Origin of the sequence: Streptomyces sp. NPDC093600, assembly GCF_044764755.1 — a bacterium.
Taxonomy (GTDB): Bacteria; Actinomycetota; Actinomycetes; order Streptomycetales; family Streptomycetaceae; genus Streptomyces.
The window spans coordinates 352,066-375,953 of record NZ_JBIWIU010000003.1 but is presented as its reverse complement, the minus strand read 5'-3'; the positions used below and the strand labels follow the sequence as shown (position 1 = coordinate 375,953).

The window sequence follows — 23,888 nt, the reverse complement described above, 5'->3', positions numbered from 1 at the left end:
CGATGCATTTCGGCCAGGCCGCCGCGCTCGGCGTCCTGCGGTCGGTCATGGCGCAGGCGGGGCTTCGCGGGCCGGTGTCCTCGGCGAAGTTCGCCGTCGTCCGCCTCACCAATGACCAGATCCTGGAGAACGCCACCGGCGTGGGCGCCCCCCCGTCCACCTGGCCGCGCGGGGAGCTCGCGGTGGACCTCCTGCACAAGGGGGTCCACGCCTTCACGACCGGCGCCGTCGCCGACGCCCTGGCGGCGCGCAACGGCCCCGGCCCGGGCCGACGCCATGCCGCGATCCGCCCCGGCCGCCACTCCGACGCCGGTCCGCTGCCGCGACGGAAGTGAGCAATGAGGTGATCGTGGGCAGCCGCACGTGATGCCGCCGGGCCGAATGGCTAGGAATGGACAGGCCCCTGATTCCGCATTTTTCGCCCGGCTCCTTCGGGGGTACCCGACCGTACCGTTCCCCCAGAGGAGGCCTGGATGACGTTCAATCCGCTGCAGGAGCGCGGCATCCCGCTGGACCGCCAGATCAGGAACTGGCGCGAGCTCAACGTCACGCCGATCGACCCCGACCACTGCGATCCGTACACCCGGTGCCGCATCATCACGATGAACGGCATCGAGGTCGAGGCGATCGTCTTCAGTCACAACCTCGCCCGCAACACAGTGGACCCGGACGTCAAGCGGCAGCTGGCGCAGACGCGGTACATCGAGGCGCAGCAGCAGAAGGCGGTGAACTGGCTGCTGCCCGGCGTGTCGTCGGTCCTGGAGACCACGATCGCCTACGAGCAGGTGGCGGTCGACCTCACCGCGTGGGTGGCCCGCATGGAGCCCGACCCGTACCTGAAGCAGGCGTACCAGTTCGGTGTGCTGGAGGACTTCGACCATCTGTACCGGTACGCGAACCTGTACGAGATGATCGAGCACCGCAAGGCCGAGTCGATCGTCGACAACCTGGACGAGGTCATGCCGGGGCGGCCGACGAAGTACCACCACCGTCACCCGTTCGACAACGTCCGCGACCCGTACGACCGGGACGCCACCAACCCGCTGTCGAAGCTGCACGCGCTGACGATCCTGTCGGCGGAGCAGCAGACGATGAACTTCTACATGAACACCGGCCCCACCTACATGGAGCCGATCGCCCGGCAGCTGTACCAGGAGATCGGGCTCATCGAGGAGGAGCACGTCACCCACTACGAGTCGCTGGTCGACCCCGGTGAGACGTGGTGGGAGCAGCTGGTCAACCACGAGTACAACGAGTGCTATCTGTACTACTCCTTCATGGAGCAGGAGAGCGACCCCAAGGTGAAGGCCGTCTGGGAGCTGCACCTGAACATGGAGCTGGAGCACCTGCGCCTGGCCTGTGATCTCATGCGCCGCCACGACGGCCGCGACCCCGAGTCGGTGCTGGCGCCCGAGCTGCCGAACGTGCTGACGTTCGAGCCGAACAAGGCGTACCTGCGCGAGCTGCTCGACACCCAGATGGACCTCACGACCCTGGGCACGGGCTATGTGCGGGAGGCGCACGAGCGCTTCGAGCAGATGCAGGCGCAGATCCACGGTGGGGAGGAGCCGCCGAGCGAGCGGGTCATGGCGCAACACGGCGAGATGTTCGGACGCGAGTACCGCGTCGAGACCGAGGGCGAGCACCCCGACCCGGCCATGCGCGAGAAGTAGGAGGGCCCGACGTGACCCGTACCGACACCCCCATGGCCGGTGACGACGACGCCGCGGACGACGACGTCGTGGCACTGCTCATGCGCCAGCACGGGGACATCCGCAACCTCTTCGACGAGGTCGAACAGAGCAGGGGCGACGAGCGGCGCGACGCCTTCCGCCGGCTGGTCCGGCTCCTCGCGGTGCACGAGACCGCCGAGGAGGAGGTCGTCCATCCCTTCGCGCGCCGCGCCCTCCCGGGCGGTGAGCAGGTCGTGGCGGATCGCCTCGCCGAGGAGCGGGCCGCCAAGGAGGCGCTCGCGGCGCTCGACGACATGGACACCGACGACCCGAAGTTCCTCCCCCAGCTGCTGACGCTCCGGGCCGACGTGCAGGAACATGCCCGTGCGGAGGAGCGCTACGAGTTCACCCATATCCGCCGCAGCGGCGACGCGGCGAAGCTGGCCGCCATGGCCAGGGGCGTGAAGGCCGCGGAGGCGATGGCACCGACCCGGCCGCACCCAGGTGTGGAGTCCGCCGCCGCCAACGTCCTCGTGGGCCCGGTGGCGGCACTCATGGACCGTACGAAAGACGCGGTCCGCAAGGCGATGGGCAACGGCTAGAGGCTCTCGTTCGGACCATGCCGGGCTCGCGCAGCTCGGCACTCACGGCGAGCGAGCCGGTCACCCGCGATCTCGGTCCCCAGAGGACCGGGATCGCGGCGTTGGTCCGGTCGCCTCTCCCGCGAGGTGAGGGGTCACCGGCACCCCGGTCGGCCGCCGGACAAGCTCCGCCACCAGCCGCGTCTACAGGTGCCGCGGGTGGGGTAGTCGCCGAAGCGATCTGCGGAGCGCGGCAGCGCGGCGCCGGGGTGAGGACGGATGTCATCGTGACGGCGGCGCGCGGTCGAGCCGACACGCTGACCGGCCAGGGCCCGCGCACGCCTCACAGCTATGCGCGTACCGCGCTGACCGCCGTCCCCGAGGCCATGTTCACGGACGGACCGCAGCAGGTCTCGGTCAGTCACTTTCCGTCACTTTCTCCATGAGCTCGCTGTAGGCCAGTTGGAGCGCGTCGGCGCCGGCCACGGACGCCATGACGGCCATCGCGGTCCGCGTCGCCCGGGGCCACAGGCAGCGCCCCGCGGTCAGGGTGGTGCTCACCCAGACGCTCATGCAGAACGGGCACGTCAGCAGCTCACCAACCGTGTGCCGCAGCCCGTGGCGCGGTCGTTCGCTGACCTCGGCCGGCCCCTGCGTGCCCTCGTAGACGGTGAAGGGCGTCCGCAGCGGGCTGGTCACCGATCCTTTCGTCAGCAGGCGGCTGATCCGGAAGGTGGCGATCGCGGTGAGGGCGATGTCCTGTGCGTCGTGCCGCTCCGGCGGCCGACCGTAGCGTCGGATCAGGGCCGCCAAGCCCGCCGCGTAGGTGGCATAACCCGCCAGCGCCATCGCGTAACCGCCCATGGGCCGCTCGTCGGCCTCTCCGCCGGCCCTTCGTGCGTCCCGTTCCGCGCCCATCGGCACCACCCCTTTCGTCGTCCGAGTGCCCGAGTGCCCCCTGCGGCGGCGGTCAACCGGCCACGCACTCCTCTTCACCCGTGCCGGCGAGACGCCTCGGACGTCGAGCGCGCGCCTCGGCTCAGTGCGCCCGGACCCGTCGCACCACGCCCGCCGCCGCGCAGGCCAGCACGGTGGCGGCGCTCAGCCGGCGCATCGCGGTACGGCGGCGTCCGCCCCACCCGCCATGGGCCGCGCCGGTGCCCGGCGCCGGCACGTGCAGGTTGCCGTGCCCGGCAGGGGCGGGCTCCTTGCGCGACAGATGCTTCTTGTCCACCTGGTGGGCCATCATCCGCTCCGCCATGCCCGGCATGATCCTGGACTCCAGCACCATGGAACGGCCCATGGGCCCGACCACGACTTCACGACGGGGCACGCGCGCCAGTTCCACGATGGTGCGGGCCACGCGCTCGGGGCTGTAGACCGGGGGCATCGCCAGCGGCTTGCGTCCCGTGTAGTTCGCGGCGTGCTCGAACAGCGGGGTGTCGATGGTGGCCGGCAGCACCGTGCACACGTGGATGCCCTTATCCTTCTCCAGCCTCAACTCCTGGCGCAGGCTCGCGCCCAGCGCGCGGACGGCGTACTTCGACATGCCATAGGCGTGGGTGTACGGCTGGCTGACGAGGCCCACGATGGAGGAGACGTTGATCAGTGTTCCGCCGGCCTGCCGGCGCATGACCCGCAGGGCGGCGCGGGCGCCGTGCACGTACCCCATGACATTGACGTCCAGGACCTTGCGGAAGTCTTCCAGCGGAGTCTCCTCGAAGGGGCCGAACACGGTGACGGCCGCGCAGTTGACCCAGACGTCGACGCGGCCGAAGCGCTGCACCGCCCGCCGGGCCAGATCGTCGACGGCTCCGGGGTCGGTGACGTCGGTCGGTACGACGAGTGCCTCCGCGCCGCGATGGCGTTCGCACTCCCGTCCGACCTCCTCCAGGGCCTCCTCGCGCCGCGCCGCCAGGACCACGGAGCAGCCCTTACGGGCGAAGGCGAGGGCGGTGGCCCGGCCGATGCCACTGGAAGCGCCGGTGATGACGACCACGGAATCACGCACTCGCATGGAGAACCCCTTCTTCGCGTTCTTCGCGCCATGTCCGATGAGTCACTCAACCACCGGATCGCCGGTGCCACCGCTCGGCGGGTGCCCTTCGGGTGCTTCCTTACGCCACCTGCGGACGCAGGACGCCGGCCCGGTGGTTCGGAACGACGGGTGTGATCGCCGACGCCGCCCCGCCCGTCCGGTGGAGACGACGGTTCATCCCTCCGGTGCGGCCGGAGTGGGAGGAGGGATTCGCGGCCGGAATCGGGTAGCCGTGTGTCATGAGCGACGCGCAAGACCCGAGCAAGGATGTCGAGAACTGGGTGACGGGCGACGAACCGGCCACCGGTCCGCAGCTGAGCTATCTGCGGACGCTGGCTCGTGAGGCGGGCGAGGAGGTGCCGCCCGAACTGACGAAGGCGGAGGCGTCGAAGATGATCGACCGCCTCCAGCAGGCTTCACCACGTACCGCCGGTGACACGCCCTCCGGGCCGCCCGAGCACGGAGCCGACGGTGGCGCCGGCCCGTGAGGATGCCGCCCGGCGCGAACCCCATCGGCACCAAGGGAAAGGCACCACATACGGAGTCCCACACGCTGGAAGAACCGGCCGCGGGCGAGGACACGCCGGCATGCCTGCGGCACGACCGGCGAACGCGTGCTGCCCGCGGCGCCGGTGCTTGGGTCGGCACCGAGCCACGGGCAGCGCGTCGTCACCCCTCTGAGGTGGGTGACCGGCTGTCGACCGGCTACCGGTTGTCAGCGGTCCTCGGACATGGAGCGGGTTCCTCGGGCGCCGCGGCCGCGGCTGCCCTCGGTGCGGTCGCGCGCCGCGGACGCGGCGGCGAGGGCGAGGAGGGTGGCGATGACGCCGGTGATGAGGTTGCTGGTGATGGTGCTGGTGCGGGCGACATCGCCGGCGACGACCCAGGGGGCGACGCAGGTCCAGACGCCGATCGCGGCGGCGGCCCAGGCCATGGAGTGAGTGCGCTCGTAGGAGTTGCCGAGGCCCCCGAGGAGCAGGGTGTAGGCGATGCCGGCTATGAGGTTGGTGACGGCGAGGCTGGTGAAGCCGCTGAAGCCGACGATCCAGGGGGACGCCGCGAGGTAGAGGCCCGTGAGGACGGCGAGGGCCTCGATCATCTGGGCTCGTGGTGTGGCGGCGGCGCGGTCGTGCCGAGCGCGCAGTTCCATCAGGTCGGGGTGCTCTTCGATGGGTGCGCGATGCGTTGACGCCATGATGACCTCCAAGAAGAAATGTCATCCGGCCACGTACCCATAAAAGGGACATAAATGGGTGAATCGGTCAGATTTTCGGCCGGGAAAGTCCAAGCCCTGCCCTCGGCGGCTGCCGACTACCTGACGAACAGGGCGTCGTCCGCGTACAGGGGTATCGACCACACCGAGGAGTAGGCGCCCGCCACTCCCCTCCTGACCGGGACCGCCCCCTCCGACGAAGGGCGACGTCCACCGCCGCTACGCCTGACCGGCGGGAGCCTCGGCGGTCGTGTGCGACCCGGCATCCTCGCTCGGCTCGGCGTCGCCGCTCGGCTCGGCGTCGTCGCGGGCTTCCCCCTTCCCGCCGGCGTCGGTCTTCGCGCGGGTGAGGGAGGCGATGAGGGGTGCCAGGGAGTGTCCGAGGAGGAGCGCGGCGGCCATCGCGCCGAGTGTGATGCCCCAGGCCACGGGCCCGAGCGGGGTGCAGCCGAAGAACTGGCTGACGCCGGGCGTCTGGATGATGGCGACGAGGACGGCCGCGGAGCCGATGCCCGCCGCGAGGACGTTGCGGTCGAGGCCGCCGGCGGTCAGCGTCTGGGCGAGCTGCGTGCCGACGACGGCGGCCAGCGCGACCGTGCCGGCCCGGCGTCCGCGACCGGTCAGGCGTGCGGCGGCCCAGGCCAGGACGGCGCCCAGCGCGGTGATGAGGCCGCGCATGAGCATCTCGTCGGTGAGGGCGGTGCCCAGGGAGCGGTGCGGGCCTTCCTGGAGGAGGCGTTCGCCGGTCTGGCCGGAGGGTTCGCGGACGGCGATGGCCAGGGAGGGGGCGAGGTCGGTGAGGAGGTTGACGAGCATGATCTGACGGGCGTTCAGGGGCGTGGTTCCGGTGATGCCGGAGGCCAGGACGCTGAACGTGACCTCTCCGAGGTTGCCGCCGATGAGGATCGCGAGGGCGGCGCGCACGGACGCCCACATGGCGCGGCCCTCCATGAGGGCGGAGACGATCGTCTCCAGCCGGTCGTCGGTGACGACGAGGTCGGCGGCGGCGGTCGCGGCGGGGGTGCCGCGGCGGCCCAGGGCGATGCCGACGTCGGCGAGCCGGATCGCGGGGGCGTCGTTGGCGCCGTCGCCGGTCATGGCGACGACCCGGCCGAGCCGCTGGTACGCCTGGACGATACGGACCTTGTGGGCGGGGCTGCACCGGGCGATGACGTCGACGGTGGGCAGCAACTCGTCCAGGGCGTCGTCGTCGAGTTGGTCGAGCTCCGGCCCTGTGCAGACCTTGGGGTCGCGGACATCGCTGATGGTGGAGGCGATGGCGTCGGCCGTGGCGGGGTGGTCACCGGTGAGCATGACGGTCTGCACACCGGCTTGGTGGAGTTGGGCGGTGGCCGGGGCGGCGCTGGTACGCACGGGGTCGGCGAGCGCGATGAAGCCGAGGAACACCAGGTCCTCCACGGCTTCGTCGATGAGGTCGTCGCCCGGTTCCATGCGCCGTTCGGCCACGGCGAGGATGCGCCGCCCGGCCGCCGCGAGTTCCTCCGCGGCCGCGGCGAGGGCCGTCCTTCCGGCGTCGTCGAGGGGTTCGGCGCCTTGCCGCAGGCGGCGACGGGCGCATCGGCCGATGACGTTCTCCGGCGCCCCCTTGACGCTGAGCAGGACACCCCCGGCGGTGTGGCCGACCGTCGCGTGGTAGGCGCGCGACGGTTCGAAGGGGAGGGCGTCCGTGCGGCGCCAGCGGGCCGCTCCGGTACGGGTGGTGACGTTCGCGTGGCGGGCGCCCTCGACGATCGCGTGGTCCGTCTGATGGGCCATCGGTTCGGCCTGACGGGCGGGTGGCGTCGCGCGCAGTGCGGCTCCGAGGATCTCCTTGTGCCGCGTGTCGAGCCGGTCCAGGGGTACCGCGCCGTCGCCGTCGCTGATGTCGGCGAGCCGCAGGGTGCCCTCGGTGAGGGTTCCGGTCTTGTCGAAGCAGAGGACGTCGGCGCGGCCGAGGGCCTCGATGGTACGGGGGTTGCGGACCAGGGCGCCGATGTCCGCCAGGCGTCGGGCGGCGGCCAGTTGGGCGGCGTTGACGAGGAAGGGCAGGCCCTCGGGGACCGACGCGACGGCCAGGTTGACGGCGGAGGCGAGGTTGTCGGTGAGGGGCCGGCCGTGGAGCAGGCCGGAGAGGGCCACGGCGGCGGCGGAGCCCAGCGCGATGGGCATGCTGGACCGGGTGAGGGAGGTGAGCCGTGCCTCCACGCCCGTCTCCGGCGCGGCCTGGCGTGCGGTGGCCAGGCTGCGGCCGGCTTCCGTGGCCGCCCCGGTCGCCACGACGACGGCGACGGCACGCCCGGAGGAGATCATGGTTCCCTCGTAGAGCATGGAGCGGCGGCCGGGGATGTCCGGTGCGACCACGGGTGCCGGGTCCTTGCCGACGGCGAGGGACTCGCCGGTGAGGGAGGACTCGTCGACCTCGATGCCCTCGGTCTCCAGCAGCCGGCAGTCCGCGGGCACGACGTCCTCGGGCCCCAGGACGACGATGTCGCCGGGCACCAGATCGCCGGAGGTGACCAGCCGCTCGCGGCCGTCGCGTCGCACTCGCGCCCCGATGGCCGACTGGGCGAAGAGCTCCTCCAGGGCCCGGTCGGTGCGGACGCGCTGGAAGCCGCCGACAAGAGCGGACATGCCGGTGATGGCGGCGACCAGGCCCGCGTCCGTACGGGATCCCACGGCCGCGGCCAGGGCGGCGCCCGCGGCGAGGATCGGGGTGAGGGGATTGGACAGCTCCTCGACGAAGGCGAAGGGCAGGGTGAGCTTCGTCGGCTTGCCGGCCTGCGCCTCGGCGGTACGGGCGGCGGCCTCCTGGGCGGTGAGCCCCTCCGGGCGGGTCTCCAGTCGCCGCAGCACGCGGTCGGCCGGCATCAGGTGCCAGGGGACGCTGCTCACCGGTGGGGCGAGGGGACGGCTCAGGAGCTGCCGAGCGCGCCACACGCCCAGGCAGAAGGCCGCGGCGCCGGCGGTGTCGCTCACCGCGAGGACCCGGGCGGTCGCCCGCCAGGCCGGAGCCTGCGAGGCGGCGATCGCGCCGATGCCGCTGCCGCCGGCGGCCAGGTGGTGGCTGTCGCGGTCGACGAGGGCGGCCGTGCCGACCGCGTCGACGATCAAGCCCGCCGCTTCGAGATCCGTGCCGACCAGTACGTGGGCTCCCCAGGGGGTGTACTCCTCCTTGGTGTGCACGCCGATCGCGCAGTCGGCCGCGCCCAGCGCCTCGCGGTTTCCGGAGATCAGCAGGACGACGGCTCCTTCGGCCTGCAGGGCGCGTACGGAGGCCGCCAACCGGTCGCCGCCGGGCACGACGGCGTCGGCGTACGAGGGCATCCGCACGTCCTGGTCAGCCGCCCGATCCGCCGCATTACCGGGCGCGTTGCCGGGCGCCTTGCCGGAGGCCTTCTCCGGCGCATCGGCCGACGTCTGGTCCACCGCGTCGCCCGACGCCTGATCCGCCGCCGTGCCGGAGGGCTCTTCCGCCGCGTCGCCTGCCGCCGTGCCGGACGCTTGGCCCGGCGTCCGGTCCGCCGCGCCGCCCGCCGCCCGATCCGGTGACCGGTCCGGTGCCTGGTCCCACGCCTGGCCGGCCGCCACCCGCTCGGACGCCACGACGACGCGGGCCCCGGCGCGGCGCGCGGCCGCGGCCACGGCCTCGGCGCCGGGGGCGGAGGGAGTGGCGAGCCCTGCCACGGCACGGAGCCGGCGCCCGTGAGCCAGCCCCAGGATCTTCTCGCTCCCCCGCCGCCGCAGCCGCTTCGCGGCCTTGCGGCCGGTGCGTTTCTCCAGGTCGAGCTCGTCGAGGGGGGCCAGCGTCCACTCGCCGTCGCGCCTGGCGGCCAGCGGCGCGTCGGCGTCGTAGAGCGCGAAGAGGCGCTCGACCGTCCGCTCGGGGTCGGCGTCCTTGAGGAGTTCCAGGTCGACGGGCTCGTAGCGGTCGCCCCGCAGCGCCTTCTCCTCCAGAAGGATGGTGTCGACCTGGCCCAGGTGTCGTAGCGCCGTACGGTCCATCGTCACCGCGCCACGCAGGGCGAGGTGGCGTCCCAGGCTGGCGGCGAAGCCTTCGCGGCCGGCGGCCGGCGCCTTGGGGACGGAGGAGATGGCGACGGCGAGCGCCCGCCGGACGCCGGCGAACGGCAGCACGGCGAGCGCCGCGGCCAGGCCCGCCGCCATGGACCGTTCCGTGTAGCGGTCGGTGTCGTCCTTGGGCGACGGGCCGGCGCGGCCGACCGTCACCGGGTCGGCGGCGGCTTCCTCCGGGCCGCGCACGAGCCGGGCCTCGCCCTCGCGCCACGCCGTACGTTCGGCGCCGGCCTCCCGCCACAGCGCGAGGCGCTGCAGGATGTCGAGGGCGAGCCCTCCGCCGCCGGTGGTCACGCCCTGGACGAGGGCGGCGAGCACGGGAAGCAGTGAGTCGTCCTGTTCGCCGCCGCTGAGGTCCTCGAGCAGATGCCGCAGGCGGGGATGGCGGCGAAGGCCGTCGACGACACCGGCCAGTTCAGGGGGCAGCCCGAACCAGGGGGCAAGCTTCCGAAGGGTGACGAGGGTGAGGCCCAGACTGTCGGCCAGCAGGGCCGGCACCGCGGGGAACGGCGGGCCTTCCGCGGGGTGGTGCGGTTCAGGGTGCCACTCGTCGAACGCCTCGGCGTCCGCGGCGTGGTCGCCCTCGGCCTGCTCCACGAGCGCCACGAGCTCGCTCTCGGGTGGAGGGGGAGAGCCGACGGCGATGATCACCCGTTCCATGGGCGCGTTGACCCGCGCCCACCGCACGCCCGGATGTTCCTCCAGCGCTCGCCGCACCCGACGGGCCACGGCGGGACCTCCGGGGCCCTGGACACCGGACACCGCGATGTAGCAGCGCTCCGGACTCCACCACACCTCGCGGCGGGGCCCCTCCAGCAGCCCTTCGGCCATCCCCCACGCGGCTCGCGCACCGGCGGCCATGCGGGAGGAGACCTCCGAGACGAGGGAGCCCAGCAAGGACGTCGTTCCCGTGTCAGAGGCGGGATCCGGTGGCATGAACCGTACCTCCCCGATCAGTGCGGCCGATGCGGATCCGCGACGAATCCGCGACGTGCGTGCCGAACTATTTCAGAAGCAGTCTGATCGAAACCCATGAAAGCTGCGATATGGGATAGACCTACTGATAAGTGGACGAATCTTTTGACCGGAGAGGCGAGGCGATAGCCGTGACCTCCACGACCCACACTTCCCATCAGCGGACAGTCACGTTGACCATCCCGTCGGCCGGGCAGGTGGCGAACGGCGCGCTGAACGCCGCCATGCTCCCCGTCTCCGCCGCCCGGCGGGTTCTTCCCACCAAACGAGGACTGCCGCTGTACCTCGGACTGGGCGTCCTGGGAGCCGCGGACGTCATCGAATGGCCGGTCGCCATCGGCATCGGCGTCGGCTACGCCGCCCTGCGCCGCACCGGGGTCCTCTCCGGCGGGCCGCAGTCCGCCGGCACCGCGGGCGGTGACACGAAGCAGGCCGCGAGGACCGAGGCCGGGGAGGCCGAGAAGGAGCGGATGACGACGGCCACCGCGCGGGACCTCATGACGCCCGACGTCACCTGCGTCCGCGCCAAGGAGACCGTCCTGGACGCCGCCAGGAAGATGACCGAACTGGGCGTCGGAGCGCTGCCGATCTGCGGCTCCGACGAGAGGCTCAAGGGCATGCTGACCGACCGCGACATCGTGGTGAAGGTCCTCGGCGCCGGAAAGGACCCCGCCGAGGTGAAGGCCCGCGACCTGGCACAGGGCAAGGCGGTGACGATCGGCGCCGACGACGACGCGGGCGAGATCCTGCGCACCATGGCCGAGCACAAGGTCCGTCGGCTGCCGGTGATCGACGGCCACACCCTGGTCGGCATCGTCGCCCTGGCGGACATGGCCCGTGCCCTGCCCGACACCAGCGTGGGTGACCTCCTGGAGACCCTCTCGACGGACTGAGCCGGACCGAGTACGGAGGGAGTACGGCCTCCCGAAGGCGGCCCGTCGACCCGCACACTCCCGCGAACGGGCCGCCTTCCGCTGTCGTCCACGTCGCCTACGGATACCTCCGGCGGCGGCCCAGCAGCAGCCTGCCCGCCGCCGGCCGCGGTCCTCCCGGCCGCGCGGACGCCTCGGCTCCCGGTTTTCCTCCACCTGTTCATGGAGGTCCCGTCCGTGGGCACGCGGCGGCGGGTCCCCGGACAGCGCGTAGGCCACGTCAGGCACCGGCGGTGGCTCCGCCTTCCGGGAGCAGTTCGGGCATCCTCTCAACCAGCACTGCGACCCCGACCACTTCGCCGGCCTCGGAACGACCGACCCAGACGGGATAGGTGCCGTCCCCTGTCGTCGCGAAATCCGCCCTTTCTCGAAGAGGGTGAGGAGGGGTTCCCAGGCTCCGGCATCGGCGAAGCAGCCGGTGGCACCGTCGGTGTCGAAACCATCCTCGACCAGTACGAGCGGCACCTGGAGTTCCTGCGGCTGCACCGCGAGTCCACCGCACGCTCGGCGCTGCCCGACCACCGGCCCGACACGGCCGACGTGCATCTGCCCGACAAGGACGTCTGACGCGGGCGTCAGGCATTTCGCAGGCCGACGGCGGCGCTGGTCACGCTCATCCTCCGGAACAGGTCCGCGCGCAGGTCAGGGGCGTATGTGGTGGGACACCATGGCTCTAGGGGTCGGAGTGCGGTGGGTGACCGCGACCTGGCAGGCACGGGGCGGCGATCGATAGGCTCCTGCGAAACGCTCAAACGAACACCCGACGGGTACGTCGCGAGGGGGTCGGCCGTATGCGGGAGCCGAGGGATGTCAGGCGGCAGCGGATACTCGCCTTCGTGGAGTCGCGGGGTGAGGCCCGACTGAGTGACCTCGCCGCCGACCTCGAGGTCTCGGTGATCACTGTGCGCCGCGATGTGGAGGCGCTGGCGCGGGAGGGCCGGTTGCGGCGCGGGCACGGCGTGGCCCGTTCGGTCGGTGCGGTGGAGCGGGCCGTCGCGCCGTCCGGTCCGGTGACCGACGGTGGGACCGTGGCGCTGATGGTGCCTGAGCGGCACACGTATCTGTACGAGACCATGCACGGTGCGCGCGGCGTGCTGGCAGAGGCCGGAATACGGGTGGCGCTGCATATCGCACCGCAGGCGGGGGGCGCTGAACGGCCGCTGGTGGACCGGGTGTTGGCGCAGGATGTGCGGGGGCTGCTGATCGCGCCGCGCTGGCGCACCGCGGCCGAGGAGGAGGCGGACTACGCCTGGCTGGCCCGGGTTGAGGTGCCCACGGTGCTGATGGAGCGGCGCCCTCGTGCGGGCAGTGTGCTGCATGCCATGGACTCGGTATGTACCGACCACTGGTACGGCGTGCATCTCGCCGTCGACCATCTGGTGCGGCTCGGTCATCGCCGGATCGTTCTGGCCGCCCGCGACGACAGCCCGACGGCACGCGCGCTGCGGGCCGCCTTTACCGAAATCGCCGCGTCCCGCACAGAGATCGAGCACTGGAGTGTGGTGCTCAGCGCCCAGGATGTCGGTGCCGGGGCGGCGCCCGCTCCCTTGGATCTCGCGGCGCGGCTGGGCGAGCGCGGCGCCACCGCGGCCGTGCTGCACGGCGATGTGGACGCGCTGATCCTCGTACAGCAGCTGATCGACAGCGGGGTGCGGGTGCCGCAGGACTGCTCGGTGGTGGCGTACGACGATGTGGTCGCCGCGCTCGGCAACACCCCGCTGACCGCGGTGGCCCCGCCGAAGCACGAGGTCGGCCGGGCGGCGGCCGAGCTGCTCCTGCGGCGGCTCGGGGAGCGGGAAGGGGCTGCGGCCGGACGGGGGCGGCGGGTCGAGCTGCTGCCGGAGTTGAAGATCCGCGGATCGTCGCAGAGTCGGTGGGCCCCGTAGCCGCGACTCGCCTGGCCGCTCTGCCCGATGGCCGAGGATCGATTGACTGCTTTGGTTTCTTTTGATCGATGTATTGACCCCCATCGTTCACGCGATCAGGATTCCGGTGTCCCGAACAAGAGCCGCGGGAGGCACCCATGCCTGGTCGACCGAGCCGCCGGACCCTGCTCGCCACGACAGCCGCACTCCCCCTGACGGGCGCGTTGAGCTCCTGCTCGGGCCGCGGCAGCGGTACGTCGCGCGGCAAGGGCCGCACCACCGAGATCACCTTCTGGTCCGCACTGCGCGGAAGCCAGGAAGTGGTCGACGCATTCAACAAGACCCATGACCGGATCCGGGTCGTGTTCCAGCAGGTCCCCTCGGGGACCCAGGGCGGGTACTCCAAGCTCAGCAGCGCCGCCCGCGCCGGAAACGCCCCGGACGTCGCCACCATCGAATACCCCGAGGTCCCCGGTTTCGCCATCGACGGCGTCGCCCGAGACCTCACCTCCCTGGTGAGCGACCGGCTGCGCGCCAAGCTGCTGCCGCAGTCCCTGGGCCTGACCACGTTCGAGAAGCGGGTCTTCACCGTCCCGCTGGACGTGGAGCCGATGGTGCTGCACTACCGCACGGATCTGTTCCAGGAGTACGGGCTCGACGTCCCGGGCACCTGGGACGAGTTCGCCGAGCTGGCGCGCACGGTGAAGAGCAAGACCCGCGACCGGCGTCTGGTGATCTTCCCGACCGACGGGGGCACTCAGTTCGCCGCGTACGCGTGGCAGGCGGGCGCCCAGTGGTTCGACACCCGCGGCGGAGCCTGGAACGTCAGCCTCGCAGACCCGCCGACCCGCAAGGTCGCGGCGTACTGGCAACGCCTCATCGACGAGGACCTGGTCTTCGTCAACGCCTCCTCCACCAGGCAGCACGACGCCCAGATCAGCAAGGGGCTCGTCCTGACCCGGCTCAGCGGCGCCTGGGACGCGGGCGCGCAGATGAACGCCAGACCGGGTCAGAAGGGCCGGTGGGCCGTCGCCCCGATCCCTCAATGGGACCCCGCCGACCCGGCCGTCGGCACCCATGGTGGCTCCACCTTCGCCGTCACCAAGGACAGCCGACACCCGGAGGCCGCCATGGAGTTCATCGAGTGGCAGGTCTCGCACCCCGACGCCCTGCGTGCCCGTCTCTCCAGCGGCTCCAGCAGCCAGTATCCGGCGGCCTCGAGACTGGTCTCCGTCGGCCGGGCCGCCTTCGACCGCGCCTACTACGCGGGCCAGGACATCTACCGCCTCTTCGAGGAAGAGGCCCGCAAGATCAGACCCGGCTGGGTGTGGGGCCCGCGGATGACCGCGACCCACCAGGTGATGCAGGACGGCTTCGCACGCGCCGGCGGCGGCCAGGGCTCGCTCCTCGACGCCGTTCGCGCGGCCCACGCAGGCACCATGCCGGACCTCAAGGCCCTCGGCCTGACCACGACCGAGCACCGGTCATGACCGGTCCGCGCACCGGCCGGCAGCGCGACACCGACCGGCAGCGGCAGAACTTCCGTACGCCGACGGCCGTCCGCAGAAAGGCGGGGGACCCCCGATGACCACGACCTCGCCCCCAGCGCCCACCACCCGCGCAGCCGACGAGACCGCCCCCGTCCGCCGCGCCCGAGCCCGCGCGAGCGCCCGTCGCCGTTCACTCATGGCGTGCGGCGTCCTGATGACCCCGTTCCTCATCCTGCTGGTGACGGTCTTTCTGATACCCGTCGGCACCGCGGTCTGGCTGAGCTTCTTCAGCGACGACCAGCCCGGCCTCGGCTTCGGCGCGGAGCGCACGGTCTTCGTGGGTCTGCGCAGCTACACGGCCGTCCTCACCGACCCGACCTTCCTGCGCAGCCTCGGCCTCGTCGTCCTCTACTGCCTGATCTACCTCCCGCTGCTGGTGGCCGGCGCCCTCGCGCTCGCCCTGCTGCTCGACTCCGGCGTCGTACGGCTGCGGGCCTGGGCCCAGTTGGGCCTCTTCCTGCCCCACGCGGTGCCCGGCGTCATCGCGGCCCTCATCTGGCTGTATCTGTACACACCGGGCCTCAGCCCGGTCGTCGATCTGCTCGCCAAGGGCGACCTCACCATCGACTTCCTCGGGGTGCACACCGTGCTCCCGTCGATCGTGAACATAGCCCTGTGGAGCAACCTCGGCTACAACATGGTGATCTTCTACGCCGCCCTGCAAGCCGTTCCTCGCGAGGTGATCGAGGCCGCGGTGGTCGACGGGGCGGGTCCGGTACGCACCGCACTCCAGGTCAAGACGCCCATGGTGCGCTCCTCGATCGTCATGGTCGCCATGTTCACCCTGATCTGGGCGCTGCAGCTGTTCACCGAGCCGATGCTACTCAGCCAGTCGTCGCAGATGATCAACTCGCGTTTCTCGCCGAGCATGTACATCCACGACGCGGCCTTCACCCGGAACAACTACGGGCTCGCCGCCGCCGCTTCGGTGGTCCTGCTGCTGTGCACCATCGCCCTGTCGTACGGCGTCACCCGCTGGACGAACCGCACCCGACCGGAGGAGGCACGATGAGCGCCACCTCCCACTCCCCCACCGCGGCGCGCCGCCCCGGCCTGCTCGGCCGCACCGCTGTCAACACGGTGGTCGGCATCGCGGTCCTCTACACCCTGCTGCCCGTCCTGTGGCTGCTGCTCGCCGCGTCCAAGAACCGGGACGCGCTGTTCGGCAGCGACTTCTTCTCGCTCGCCGACTTCTCCCTCGTGCGGAATCTGCGCGATCTGTTCGCGATGGACGGCGGCCTGTACAGCCGCTGGTACATGAACAGCCTGCTGTACGCCGTCGTGGGCGCTGCGCTCAGCGCGCTGATCAGCGTGGCCTGCGGCTACGCCTTCGACAAGTACCGCTTCCGGCACAAGGAGAAGGTCTTCGGACTGGTGCTCGCGGCGGTGATGGTGCCGCAAACCGTGCTGGCACTGCCGCTGTATCTGATGGCCTCGTCCGCGGGCCTCGTGAACACCTTCTGGGCGGTGTTCATCCCGGTCCTGTTCAATCCCTTCGGTGTCTATCTGGGGCGGATCTTCAGCCAGGGGTACGTGCCCGACGAGGTGGTCGAAGCCGCCCGCGTGGACGGCGCCGGCGAGCTGACGACGTATCTGCGGGTCTCCTTGCGGATGTTGGGGCCGGGCCTGGTGACGGTGTTCCTCTTTCAGCTCACCGCGATCTGGAACAACTTCTTCCTGCCCATGGTGATGCTCTCGGACCAGCAGCTGTATCCGGTCAGCCTCGGCCTGTACCAGTGGAACAGCGCGGCCACGACCTCGCCCGAGTACTACCCCGTGGTGATCACGGGCTCGTTGCTCGCGGTCCTGCCGCTGATCCTGGCCTTCATCCTCCTGCAGCGGTTCTGGAAGTCGGGTCTGACCGCGGGGGCCGTCAAGTGAGCCGGCGACGGCTTCGCCCATCCCGTACGACGCGAAAGGTTGGCGTTTCCCGCATGAGCTTCCTCCGACTGCCCCGTGAGGACCGGGTGTCGAGCCCGTACACCGGCTATACGCGCGCCCACTGGGAGGCCACTGCCGACGGGCTGCTCGCCGCGGCCTGGCGGTGGGCGACCCCTCGCGGCGCCCTCCTCGACCTGCCGGGCAGGCCGTCGGCTTCGGGGGTGCGCTCGGACGGTCTGGAGGGGTACGCCCGCACCTTCCTGGCCGCCGCGTTCCGTGTCGCGGGCGCCGAGGGCGAGGACCCGCACGGCTGGCTCGACCGGTATGCGCAGGGCCTCGCGGCGGGTACCCGCACACCGGGGCGCGCCGACGCCGAGTCCTGGCCGGTCATCCTCGACCACCACATCCAGGGCCAGCCGATGGTCGAGTCGGCGTCGGTGGCGCTCGGTCTGCGGCTGACGCGGACCTGGCTGTGGGACCGGCTCGACTGCGCCGTGCAGGACCGTGCGGAGGAGTGGCTGCGCGGCGCACTGCGCCATGTGCCCGCGCCCAACAACTGGTACCTCTTCGCCTGCACCGTGGCCGGTTTCCTGGAGTCGGTGGGCCGGGGCGACGCGGAGACGACCCGCGCACGCGAGCGTGCCCTGGACCTCCTGGAGAGCTGGTACCGCGGCCAGGGCTGGTACGCCGACGGTGACGGCCGCGCCTTCGACCACTACAACGGCTGGGCCCTGCACCTGTACCCGACCTTGGACGCCCATCTCACGGGTTCGGACTCCGAGTTGGCGCAGTACGGCACACGCCTGCACGAACACCTGGAGAGCTTCGGGCTCCTCTTCGGCGGCGACGGCGCCCCGATCCACTTCGGCCGCTCCCTCACCTACCGCTTCGCCGCGGCCTCGTCCGTGGCGCTCGGCGCCCTCACCGGCCATACGCCGCTGAGCCCCGGCACCTCACGGAGGCTGCTGAGCGGATCCCTGCGCTACTTCCTCGACCGTGGCTCCGTCGGCGACGACGGGCTGCTCAGCCTCGGCTGGCACGGCCCGCACGAGGCGAGCCTGCAGTCCTACTCGGCGCCCGCGTCGCCGTACTGGGCGTCGAAGGCGTTCGTCTGCCTGCTCGCCCCGGCCGCCCATCCGCTGTGGACCGCGACCGAGGAACCCGCGCCCAGCGAGGCCGGGGACCGGGTGCTCGCGCTGCCCGCGCCGGGCCTGCTGATACAGAGCACCCGCGGCGACGGGATCGTACGGCTGCACAACCACGGCAGCGACCATGTGCGCCCGCACGAGTCCGAGTCGGCGGACCAGGACGACCCGCTCTACGCCCGCCAGGCCTACTCCACCCGGACCGGACCCACGGCGCGCGACAACGCCGCGGACAACCACTTCGGGGTGGAGGTGGCAGGGGTGCGCAGCGTTCGCCGCCGCATCCATCCCCTGGGCGCGGGTCACGGCGACCGCTGGGGCTGGGCGGCGTCCTGGCACACCCCGGTCTTCGTGAGCGGCCCGCCCTTGGTGCCGGGGTTGCGGGTGGAGAGCGTCACCATGGTCCGGGGCCGCCACGAACTGCGGGTGCACCGTGTCGTCGGGGCACCGCACGGCGCCCGTGTCACCCAGACCGGCTGGGCGACCGGCCCCGACGAGTCCCTGCACTCCGCGCTGCACCCCTTGCACGGCTGGAGCGGCCGCGACGAACAGCGCGCCCCCCAGGGCACGGCCTTCACCCGCTGGGCCCTCCTGCCGCGGCTCACCGCCGGCACGGAGGGCACCGCCCTGTACGCGGCCCTTGCCACCCTCACCGCGGAGCCCGAACCGGCGCCCCTGGCCGAAGCGGTCACCGAGGTGCGGGCTCGGGCGGACGCGGTCGAGGTGCGGTGGGCGGACGACGGTTCCCGCACCCGGATCGCCTTCGAGCCGCTCACCGTGGAGCACCTCGACGCCGTCGCGGCCCAGCGGGACGCTTCTTCCGGCGTCGGCGAGGAGAACTGACCCGGAGCTCTGCCCCTTACGGGCGGTACCAGGCGATCATGGCCTCGCAGTTGCGCCACAGCACGAACAGCACGCACCCGGGCAGCACCGCAAGGCCCAGCAGCGGTGCCTGGTTCACCAGGAGCAGGGTCACCACCATCAGCACGAGGTTCGTCACGGCGAGCAGCCCGTGCCTGACCACCGCGTAGGACGCCAGCAGGAAGAGTCGGCGTCCGGCCGCGAGCCCCGCGGCCGAGTGGGCGAGGGCGACGGGCCAGGAGGCGGCGGCCACCAGACCGACCACCGCCGCCAACGGCACGAGCACGGGTCCGACCGCGGCCGTTCGAAGGGTCACGACATCCGTGACGGCCGCGATCACGGCCAGCACGAAGGGCGCCGAGACCAGCAGCGCCCGGCCGTACAGCCGCCGGTAGGCGCGGGCGAACAGCCGTACCGGAGCCCGCTCGTCCACAGCCGCCGCGTCGAGATACGCGAACGCGGCGGCGATCGAGGGACCCGGCAGCACGAGCAGCAGCAACCCGAACAGCACGGGGTGGTGCCAGGGTTGACCGCTCAGCTGCAGGGCGGCCAGCAGGGGCAGGTTGGTGACCGTGATCCCCAGGTTGACGACCAGGACACGGTGGACATGGGACCAGATGAGTTCCCAGGAATCGTGGGTGACGTTGAGCCGTGGCCGCCGGCTCGTCACAGGCGTACCGTCAAAGCCGGGCGCGCCGCTCATGTGCGGTCTCCTCTCCCTCAGCCCTTGACGCCGGTGGTCGCGATGCCGCGTACGAAGTAGCGCTGGCCGAGCAGGAAGACCGTCAGGATCGGCAGCACGGACAGCACCGACCCCGTCATGATCATCGCGGACTCGGCGTCGTACTGCCCGACGAAGGAACGCAGACCCAGCTGCACGGTCCACAACCGGTTGTCCGTCAGGTAGATGAACGGGCCCATGTAGTCGTTCCAGGTGTTCACGAAGGTCAGCAGCGCCAGGCTGGCGAGGGCCGGTTTGGACAGCGGCAGGATGATCCGCGCCCAGATGCCGTACTCGGTGAGCCCGTCGAGGCGGGCCGCTTCGCTGATCTCGTCCGGAATGGTCAGGTAGTACTGACGCATCAGGAAGACACCGAACGCGCCGAACGCCTGCAGCAGGATCAGCGAGACGTGGGTATTCACCAGGCCGAGCTTCTGCATGATGATGTACTGCGGCACCATGTACGCCTGCCAGGGCACGGCGATGGTGGCGATGTAGCCGATGAAGAGCAGGTCCCGGCCGGGGAAGCGGATCTTGGCAAATCCGTACGCGGCGAAGCTGCCGGTGAGTACCTGCAGGAACGTGATCACGACGCTGAGGAAGAGCGAGTTGCCGAGGTAGGCGCCGAACGGGACACGCGTCCAGATGCTGGTGAAGTTCTCCCAGTGGAGTTCCTTCGGGATCCATTCGATGGGCACGGTGAACACGTCGCGGTCGGCCTTGACCGACGAGATCAGCATCCAGATGAACGGCAGCAGGACCGCGAGCGCAACCGCGACCAGGACCGCGTACAGTCCGGCCCGAGCGGCGGTGCCCGCCAGGGTACGGCCGGGTCGGGCGCGCTGTGGTGGTGGACCGGACGGCTCGGAGGCGGGGCCCTGGGTGCTCTCCTTTCGCAGCACGGTGGTGCTCATCGCTCGCTCCTTCGCCGCATCTGGAACTGGACGACCGTGATCACGAGGCAGATCACGAAGAGGGTGAGGGATACCGCGGAGGCGTATCCGAAGCGCCCCTGCGTGATGCCCTCGCGGAAGATCACCTGGGACAGGACCAGCGTCGAGCGGCCGGGGCCGCCCTCGGTCATGACCTGCACCAGGTCGAAGACCTTGAAGCTGGAGACGGTGAGCATCACCAGGACGAAGAAGGTGGTGGGCCGCAGGCAGGGCAGGGTGACGTGCCGGAACCGTCTCCAGGGCCCCGCGCCGTCCACCCGTGCCGCTTCGTGCAGTTCGGCCGGCACGGTCTGCAGTCCGGCCAGGAACAGCACCATGTAGTAGCCCATGTCCCGCCACACGCCGGCGATGACGAGCGCGGGCATGGCCCAGTCCTGGGAGCTGGTCCAGCCCGGCGGATGGGCGATGCCGATGGACCGGAGGAACTGGTTGACCGGGCCCACTTCGGGGCTCAGCAGCATGTTCCACACCACGGCGACGGCCACCAGCGAGGTGATGTACGGGAAGAAGAAGGCCGTCCGCAGCATCCGGACGCCGCGCAGCCTCTGGTTGAGCAGCACGGCCAGTCCCAGGGACACCGCCAGGGTGAGGGGGATGTGTCCGGCCGCGTACCAGAAGGTGTTCTCCAGGGCGATCCAGAAGGTGTCGTCGCCCCACATCCGGCGGAAGTTGTCGAGGCCCGCCCACTGGGGGGTGCTGTAGGAGTCCCAGTGGGTGAAGGAGATCGCGAGGGCGCCGAGTACCGGGACGAGCGTGAGGGCCGCGAACCCCAGGAAGTTGGGGAGGATGAACGACCAGCCGGTCAGGGTGACGCGGCGGCGACGGCGCCTCGCGGCGACGGTGTGCGCCGCCGCGGGCCGCGTGCTCGGTGGGGAGACCGTACTCACCGGACGTCGTTCTTCACGCGGTCGCCCATCTCCTCGATGCCCTCGTCGAGGGATTTCTCGCCGCTCATCACCAGTTCGTGCTCCTCCTTGAGGATCTGGTCGATGTCGGACGTCTTGTCGCTGACCGGCATTTCGAGCTGCACCTTGGTCGGCTCCATCGCCTTGCGCGAGACGGCGTCGTCCGGCATGCCGCTGACGGAGAAGAAGGTGTCCATGATCTCGCCGCTGGTGTACGCGGGGACGATGCCTATCTTCGCGACCGCGTCGGCACCCTCGGGTCCGGAGGCCCACGTCACGAACTTCTCGGCGGCCTCCGCATGGCGTGCCTTCTTGTTGACGGCGAACGCGGTCGGCGATCCGAAGGTGGTCGTCCTGCCGTCTGCGGTGATCTGCGGCATCGGGGCCATGCCCCAGTCGACGGGGTTCTTGCCCTGCTTCTTCTCCGCGAGCAGTGCGGCCGCCCACCAGGTGCCCATCGGGACCATGGCCGCCTTGCCCGTGGTCAGCTGGGAGTCGTACGTGATGTTCTGGCTGAAGGCGGTGGAGAACGGCAGGGTCGCCTTCGCTTTCTGCAGGTCGAGGGCGATCGTGTACTGGTCCTTCAGGAAGGTGTAGTCGCCGCCGAGCTGGTCGCCGCCGGTCTGCGCGGAGGCGATGGCCTGCACCACGGAGCGCCAGACGTGCAGGTAGGTGCCGTAGACCTTGTCGGACCCCGAGCCCTTGGTGAACTGCTTGGCGAGCTTCGCGTACTGGGACCAGGTCAGCTTCGACATGTCCTCCTCGCCGACCATCTTCTTGTTGTAGAAGAGCACCCAGAAGTCCTGCCGGTACGGGAGGGCGTAGTACTCGCCTCTGAGGTCGAAGTCCTTCAGTCCCGCGTAGGACTCCTGAGGCAGCTTGGCGACCTGGTCGCTCAGCGGCATGAGCTGGCCTCGGGTGGCGTAACGGGCGTAGTCGGTGACGTTCTTCATGGTCAGGACGTCGACGGTGTCGCCGCCCGCCAGCATCGTGGTGATCTTGTCCGAGTAGCTCTCGGCGAGGATGTCGACCGGTTGGACGTCGATCGTGGGGTTCTTGGCCTCGAATCCGTCGATCAGCGCCTTGAACTCGGGGGTCTTCTCGTAGTCCCACACCGCGATCCGGACGACGGTCCTGCCGTCCGACGTGCTGCCGCCGGCGCCGCAGCCGGAGGTGACCAGGCTCGCGGCGACGACCAACGGCACGACAGCGGCGAAGCTCGTCTTCAACTTCATATCAGCGGCTCTCCTTCGAGCGCTCTGGGAGCGGTCAGGGACGGGGGGGAGGACGGACGAGGCGGGATGTGCGGGGGTGGTCAGGCGCCCAGGCCCAGGGCCCAGGTCTCCGCGGTGATCTCGGCCCGCAGGGGCCGGCGGGCGACCCAGCGGGCGAGTTCGTCGAGCACGTGGTCGGTCAGCCGCCCGATCTCGGTGCCCATCGACCCGGCGATATGCGGGGTGATCATCACGCGGGCGAGGCGGCGCAACGGCGAGTCGGCGGGCAGCGGTTCGGGGTCGGTGACGTCGAGGATGGCGAACAGCCGCCCGGAGGCGCACTCGGCGGCCAGCGCGTCGGAGTCGACGAGCGATCCGCGGGCGGTGTTGATGACCGTCGCGAAGTCGGGGAGCCCGCGCAGTTGCTCGGCGCCGATGAGATGACGGGTCTCGTCCAGCTCGGGGGCGTGCACGGACAGCACGTGGACCCGCGACAACATCTCCTCCAGCGGCACCAGGGTCGCGCCGGCGCGGGCCACCTCGTCGGGATCCGCGTACGGGTCGGCCACCAGGCAGGTGGTGCCCCGCAGCACCTTCAGCAGGTCCACGACCTGGCGGCCGATCCGCGAGAAGCCGACGATGCCCACGGTCCGGCCGAAGTTGGACAGGTCTCCGTACCCGGTGACCGATCCCCAGCCCCCGTACGCGCGTTGCTCGTCGGCGGCGAGGAACGGTGCCTTCTTGCCTGCGAAGATGATCGCCGCGAGGGTGTATTCGGCCACCGGGACGGCGTTGGCGTCCGCGGCGCTGGTCACCCGGATTCCTCGCCGCCACACCTCTTGGCCGACCAGGTCGCGCACACTGCCCGCGCCGTGCAGCACGGCCCGCAACCGGGGTGCCGCGGCGAGCCGCTGCGGGGTCAGCGCGGGCGCCCCCCACGACGTGAGCAGCACCTCGGCGCGGGCCAGCCGCTCGCGCGATGACGCGCTGTCGAGGTCGTCCGTCCAGCACGGCTCGTCCAGCGTCACCACTTCGGCGAGACGCTGGAGCCGGTCCCGGTCGAAGTGTGCCTCGAAGCTGGACCTGCTCATCACGACCAGAGCGCGGGGCTTGGTCTGCATGGGGTGCGGGCTCCTCTGCCTCGGGGCACACGCCGCCAGGGCAGGTGCCATTCGTGTTTCCGGCGAGTGCCGGTCAGAAGACGCTGAGTCAGAGATAGTGGTCGCCCAGACAGAACCACCAGAGCTCGAACGCATACGACACGAGTCGATCGAACTCGAACATCGCACCGAGTTCCGTACCGGACG

At 71.1% G+C, this 23,888-nt stretch carries 19 protein-coding genes; 10 read left to right on the top strand and 9 right to left on the bottom strand.

Translation table 11 applies throughout. From position 1 onward, the window contains the following. The first annotated feature begins 2 nt into the window (after window positions 1-2). From ACIRB4_RS11625 to ACIRB4_RS11615, 3 genes are all read left to right on the top strand, one after another. The gene (locus tag ACIRB4_RS11625; RefSeq protein ID WP_403290037.1) at window positions 3-335 is read left to right on the top strand and encodes a hypothetical protein; all 333 of its coding nucleotides are present in this window, start codon (window positions 3-5) and stop codon (window positions 333-335) included. Between the two features lie 138 nt (window positions 336-473). After that, complete coding sequence (locus ACIRB4_RS11620) at window positions 474-1,673, top strand: hypothetical protein (RefSeq protein ID WP_403290036.1); 1,200 nt, start codon at window positions 474-476, stop codon at window positions 1,671-1,673. Window positions 1,674-1,705: 32 nt separating this feature from the next. Further along, window positions 1,706-2,275 (top strand): hemerythrin domain-containing protein, encoded by a 570-nt coding sequence (locus tag ACIRB4_RS11615; protein WP_403290448.1) that lies wholly within the window; start codon window positions 1,706-1,708, stop codon window positions 2,273-2,275. Window positions 2,276-2,671: 396 nt separating this feature from the next. On the opposite strand, the gene ACIRB4_RS11610 is transcribed toward ACIRB4_RS11615, so the two are convergent. Together ACIRB4_RS11610 and ACIRB4_RS11605 are read right to left on the bottom strand one after the other, a co-directional pair. Then, window positions 2,672-3,172, bottom strand: a complete 501-nt coding sequence (locus ACIRB4_RS11610) for a DUF1360 domain-containing protein (protein ID WP_403290035.1) — start codon at window positions 3,170-3,172, stop codon at window positions 2,672-2,674. A 121-nt stretch (window positions 3,173-3,293) separates the two neighbouring features. Next, window positions 3,294-4,271: an SDR family oxidoreductase gene (locus ACIRB4_RS11605; RefSeq protein ID WP_403290034.1), complete on the bottom strand. Its 978-nt coding sequence runs from the start codon at window positions 4,269-4,271 to the stop codon at window positions 3,294-3,296. A gap of 260 nt (window positions 4,272-4,531) precedes the next feature. On the opposite strand from ACIRB4_RS11605, the gene ACIRB4_RS11600 reads away from it, so the two are divergent. Continuing rightward, complete coding sequence (locus tag ACIRB4_RS11600; protein WP_403290033.1) at window positions 4,532-4,780, top strand: DUF3072 domain-containing protein; 249 nt, start codon at window positions 4,532-4,534, stop codon at window positions 4,778-4,780. A gap of 227 nt (window positions 4,781-5,007) precedes the next feature. On the opposite strand, the gene ACIRB4_RS11595 is transcribed toward ACIRB4_RS11600, so the two are convergent. Next, a complete protein-coding gene (locus tag ACIRB4_RS11595; RefSeq protein ID WP_403290032.1) occupies window positions 5,008-5,487 on the bottom strand; it encodes an SPW repeat protein in 480 nt (159 codons plus the stop codon). Window positions 5,488-5,724: 237 nt separating this feature from the next. After that, the gene (locus tag ACIRB4_RS11590; RefSeq protein WP_403290445.1) at window positions 5,725-10,410 is read right to left on the bottom strand and encodes an HAD-IC family P-type ATPase; all 4,686 of its coding nucleotides are present in this window, start codon (window positions 10,408-10,410) and stop codon (window positions 5,725-5,727) included. Between the two features lie 614 nt (window positions 10,411-11,024). Between ACIRB4_RS11590 and ACIRB4_RS11585 the strand changes: the two genes are divergently transcribed. From ACIRB4_RS11585 to ACIRB4_RS11560, 6 genes are all read left to right on the top strand, one after another. Next, the gene (locus ACIRB4_RS11585; protein WP_403290442.1) at window positions 11,025-11,447 is read left to right on the top strand and encodes a CBS domain-containing protein; all 423 of its coding nucleotides are present in this window, start codon (window positions 11,025-11,027) and stop codon (window positions 11,445-11,447) included. 830 nt (window positions 11,448-12,277) lie between these two features. Then, window positions 12,278-13,372, top strand: a complete 1,095-nt coding sequence (locus ACIRB4_RS11580; protein ID WP_403290031.1) for a substrate-binding domain-containing protein — start codon at window positions 12,278-12,280, stop codon at window positions 13,370-13,372. 137 nt (window positions 13,373-13,509) lie between these two features. Next, entirely contained in the window at window positions 13,510-14,841 is a 1,332-nt protein-coding gene (locus tag ACIRB4_RS11575; protein ID WP_403290030.1) for an ABC transporter substrate-binding protein, read from the top strand. A 94-nt stretch (window positions 14,842-14,935) separates the two neighbouring features. Then, entirely contained in the window at window positions 14,936-15,913 is a 978-nt protein-coding gene (locus ACIRB4_RS11570) for a carbohydrate ABC transporter permease (protein WP_403290029.1), read from the top strand. Continuing rightward, entirely contained in the window at window positions 15,910-16,782 is an 873-nt protein-coding gene (locus ACIRB4_RS11565; protein WP_403290028.1) for a carbohydrate ABC transporter permease, read from the top strand. The genes ACIRB4_RS11570 and ACIRB4_RS11565 overlap by 4 nt, the downstream gene beginning before the upstream one ends. A 53-nt stretch (window positions 16,783-16,835) precedes the next feature. Then, window positions 16,836-18,770, top strand: a complete 1,935-nt coding sequence (locus tag ACIRB4_RS11560) for a DUF2264 domain-containing protein (RefSeq protein WP_403290027.1) — start codon at window positions 16,836-16,838, stop codon at window positions 18,768-18,770. A 16-nt stretch (window positions 18,771-18,786) separates the two neighbouring features. Here ACIRB4_RS11560 and ACIRB4_RS11555 read toward each other — a convergent pair whose 3' ends face one another. The 5 genes from ACIRB4_RS11555 to ACIRB4_RS11535 form a co-directional block, all read right to left on the bottom strand. After that, window positions 18,787-19,491, bottom strand: a complete 705-nt coding sequence (locus tag ACIRB4_RS11555) for a hypothetical protein (RefSeq protein WP_403290026.1) — start codon at window positions 19,489-19,491, stop codon at window positions 18,787-18,789. A gap of 17 nt (window positions 19,492-19,508) precedes the next feature. Then, complete coding sequence (locus ACIRB4_RS11550; protein WP_403290025.1) at window positions 19,509-20,423, bottom strand: carbohydrate ABC transporter permease; 915 nt, start codon at window positions 20,421-20,423, stop codon at window positions 19,509-19,511. Continuing rightward, window positions 20,420-21,349: a carbohydrate ABC transporter permease gene (locus ACIRB4_RS11545; protein ID WP_403290024.1), complete on the bottom strand. Its 930-nt coding sequence runs from the start codon at window positions 21,347-21,349 to the stop codon at window positions 20,420-20,422. The genes ACIRB4_RS11550 and ACIRB4_RS11545 overlap by 4 nt, the downstream gene beginning before the upstream one ends. After that, a complete protein-coding gene (locus ACIRB4_RS11540) occupies window positions 21,346-22,602 on the bottom strand; it encodes an ABC transporter substrate-binding protein (protein WP_403290022.1) in 1,257 nt (418 codons plus the stop codon). Before ACIRB4_RS11540 ends, ACIRB4_RS11545 begins: the two co-directional genes overlap by 4 nt. Window positions 22,603-22,682: 80 nt before the next feature. Further along, window positions 22,683-23,702: a hydroxyacid dehydrogenase gene (locus ACIRB4_RS11535; RefSeq protein ID WP_403290021.1), complete on the bottom strand. Its 1,020-nt coding sequence runs from the start codon at window positions 23,700-23,702 to the stop codon at window positions 22,683-22,685. Window positions 23,703-23,888 lie beyond the last annotated feature (186 nt).

Bases quoted from the DNA above. Each gene is read 5' to 3' on its own strand.
- ACIRB4_RS11615 (WP_403290448.1), top strand. From the start codon at position 1,706: ATGGCCGGTGACGACGACGCCGCGGACGACGACGTCGTGGCACTGCTC.
- ACIRB4_RS11560 (WP_403290027.1), top strand. From the start codon at position 16,836: ATGAGCTTCCTCCGACTGCCCCGTGAGGACCGGGTGTCGAGCCCGTAC.
- ACIRB4_RS11540 (WP_403290022.1), bottom strand. From the start codon at position 22,602: ATGAAGTTGAAGACGAGCTTCGCCGCTGTCGTGCCGTTGGTCGTCGCC.
- ACIRB4_RS11585 (WP_403290442.1), top strand. From the start codon at position 11,025: ATGACGACGGCCACCGCGCGGGACCTCATGACGCCCGACGTCACCTGC.
- ACIRB4_RS11565 (WP_403290028.1), top strand. From the start codon at position 15,910: ATGAGCGCCACCTCCCACTCCCCCACCGCGGCGCGCCGCCCCGGCCTG.
- ACIRB4_RS11570 (WP_403290029.1), top strand. From the start codon at position 14,936: ATGACCACGACCTCGCCCCCAGCGCCCACCACCCGCGCAGCCGACGAG.
- ACIRB4_RS11620 (WP_403290036.1), top strand. From the start codon at position 474: ATGACGTTCAATCCGCTGCAGGAGCGCGGCATCCCGCTGGACCGCCAG.
- ACIRB4_RS11555 (WP_403290026.1), bottom strand. From the start codon at position 19,491: ATGAGCGGCGCGCCCGGCTTTGACGGTACGCCTGTGACGAGCCGGCGG.
- ACIRB4_RS11535 (WP_403290021.1), bottom strand. From the start codon at position 23,702: ATGCAGACCAAGCCCCGCGCTCTGGTCGTGATGAGCAGGTCCAGCTTC.
- ACIRB4_RS11590 (WP_403290445.1), bottom strand. From the start codon at position 10,410: ATGGCCGAAGGGCTGCTGGAGGGGCCCCGCCGCGAGGTGTGGTGGAGT.
- ACIRB4_RS11550 (WP_403290025.1), bottom strand. From the start codon at position 20,423: ATGAGCACCACCGTGCTGCGAAAGGAGAGCACCCAGGGCCCCGCCTCC.
- ACIRB4_RS11595 (WP_403290032.1), bottom strand. From the start codon at position 5,487: ATGGCGTCAACGCATCGCGCACCCATCGAAGAGCACCCCGACCTGATG.
- ACIRB4_RS11575 (WP_403290030.1), top strand. From the start codon at position 13,510: ATGCCTGGTCGACCGAGCCGCCGGACCCTGCTCGCCACGACAGCCGCA.
- ACIRB4_RS11600 (WP_403290033.1), top strand. From the start codon at position 4,532: ATGAGCGACGCGCAAGACCCGAGCAAGGATGTCGAGAACTGGGTGACG.
- ACIRB4_RS11625 (WP_403290037.1), top strand. From the start codon at position 3: ATGCATTTCGGCCAGGCCGCCGCGCTCGGCGTCCTGCGGTCGGTCATG.
- ACIRB4_RS11580 (WP_403290031.1), top strand. From the start codon at position 12,278: ATGCGGGAGCCGAGGGATGTCAGGCGGCAGCGGATACTCGCCTTCGTG.
- ACIRB4_RS11610 (WP_403290035.1), bottom strand. From the start codon at position 3,172: ATGGGCGCGGAACGGGACGCACGAAGGGCCGGCGGAGAGGCCGACGAG.
- ACIRB4_RS11605 (WP_403290034.1), bottom strand. From the start codon at position 4,271: ATGCGAGTGCGTGATTCCGTGGTCGTCATCACCGGCGCTTCCAGTGGC.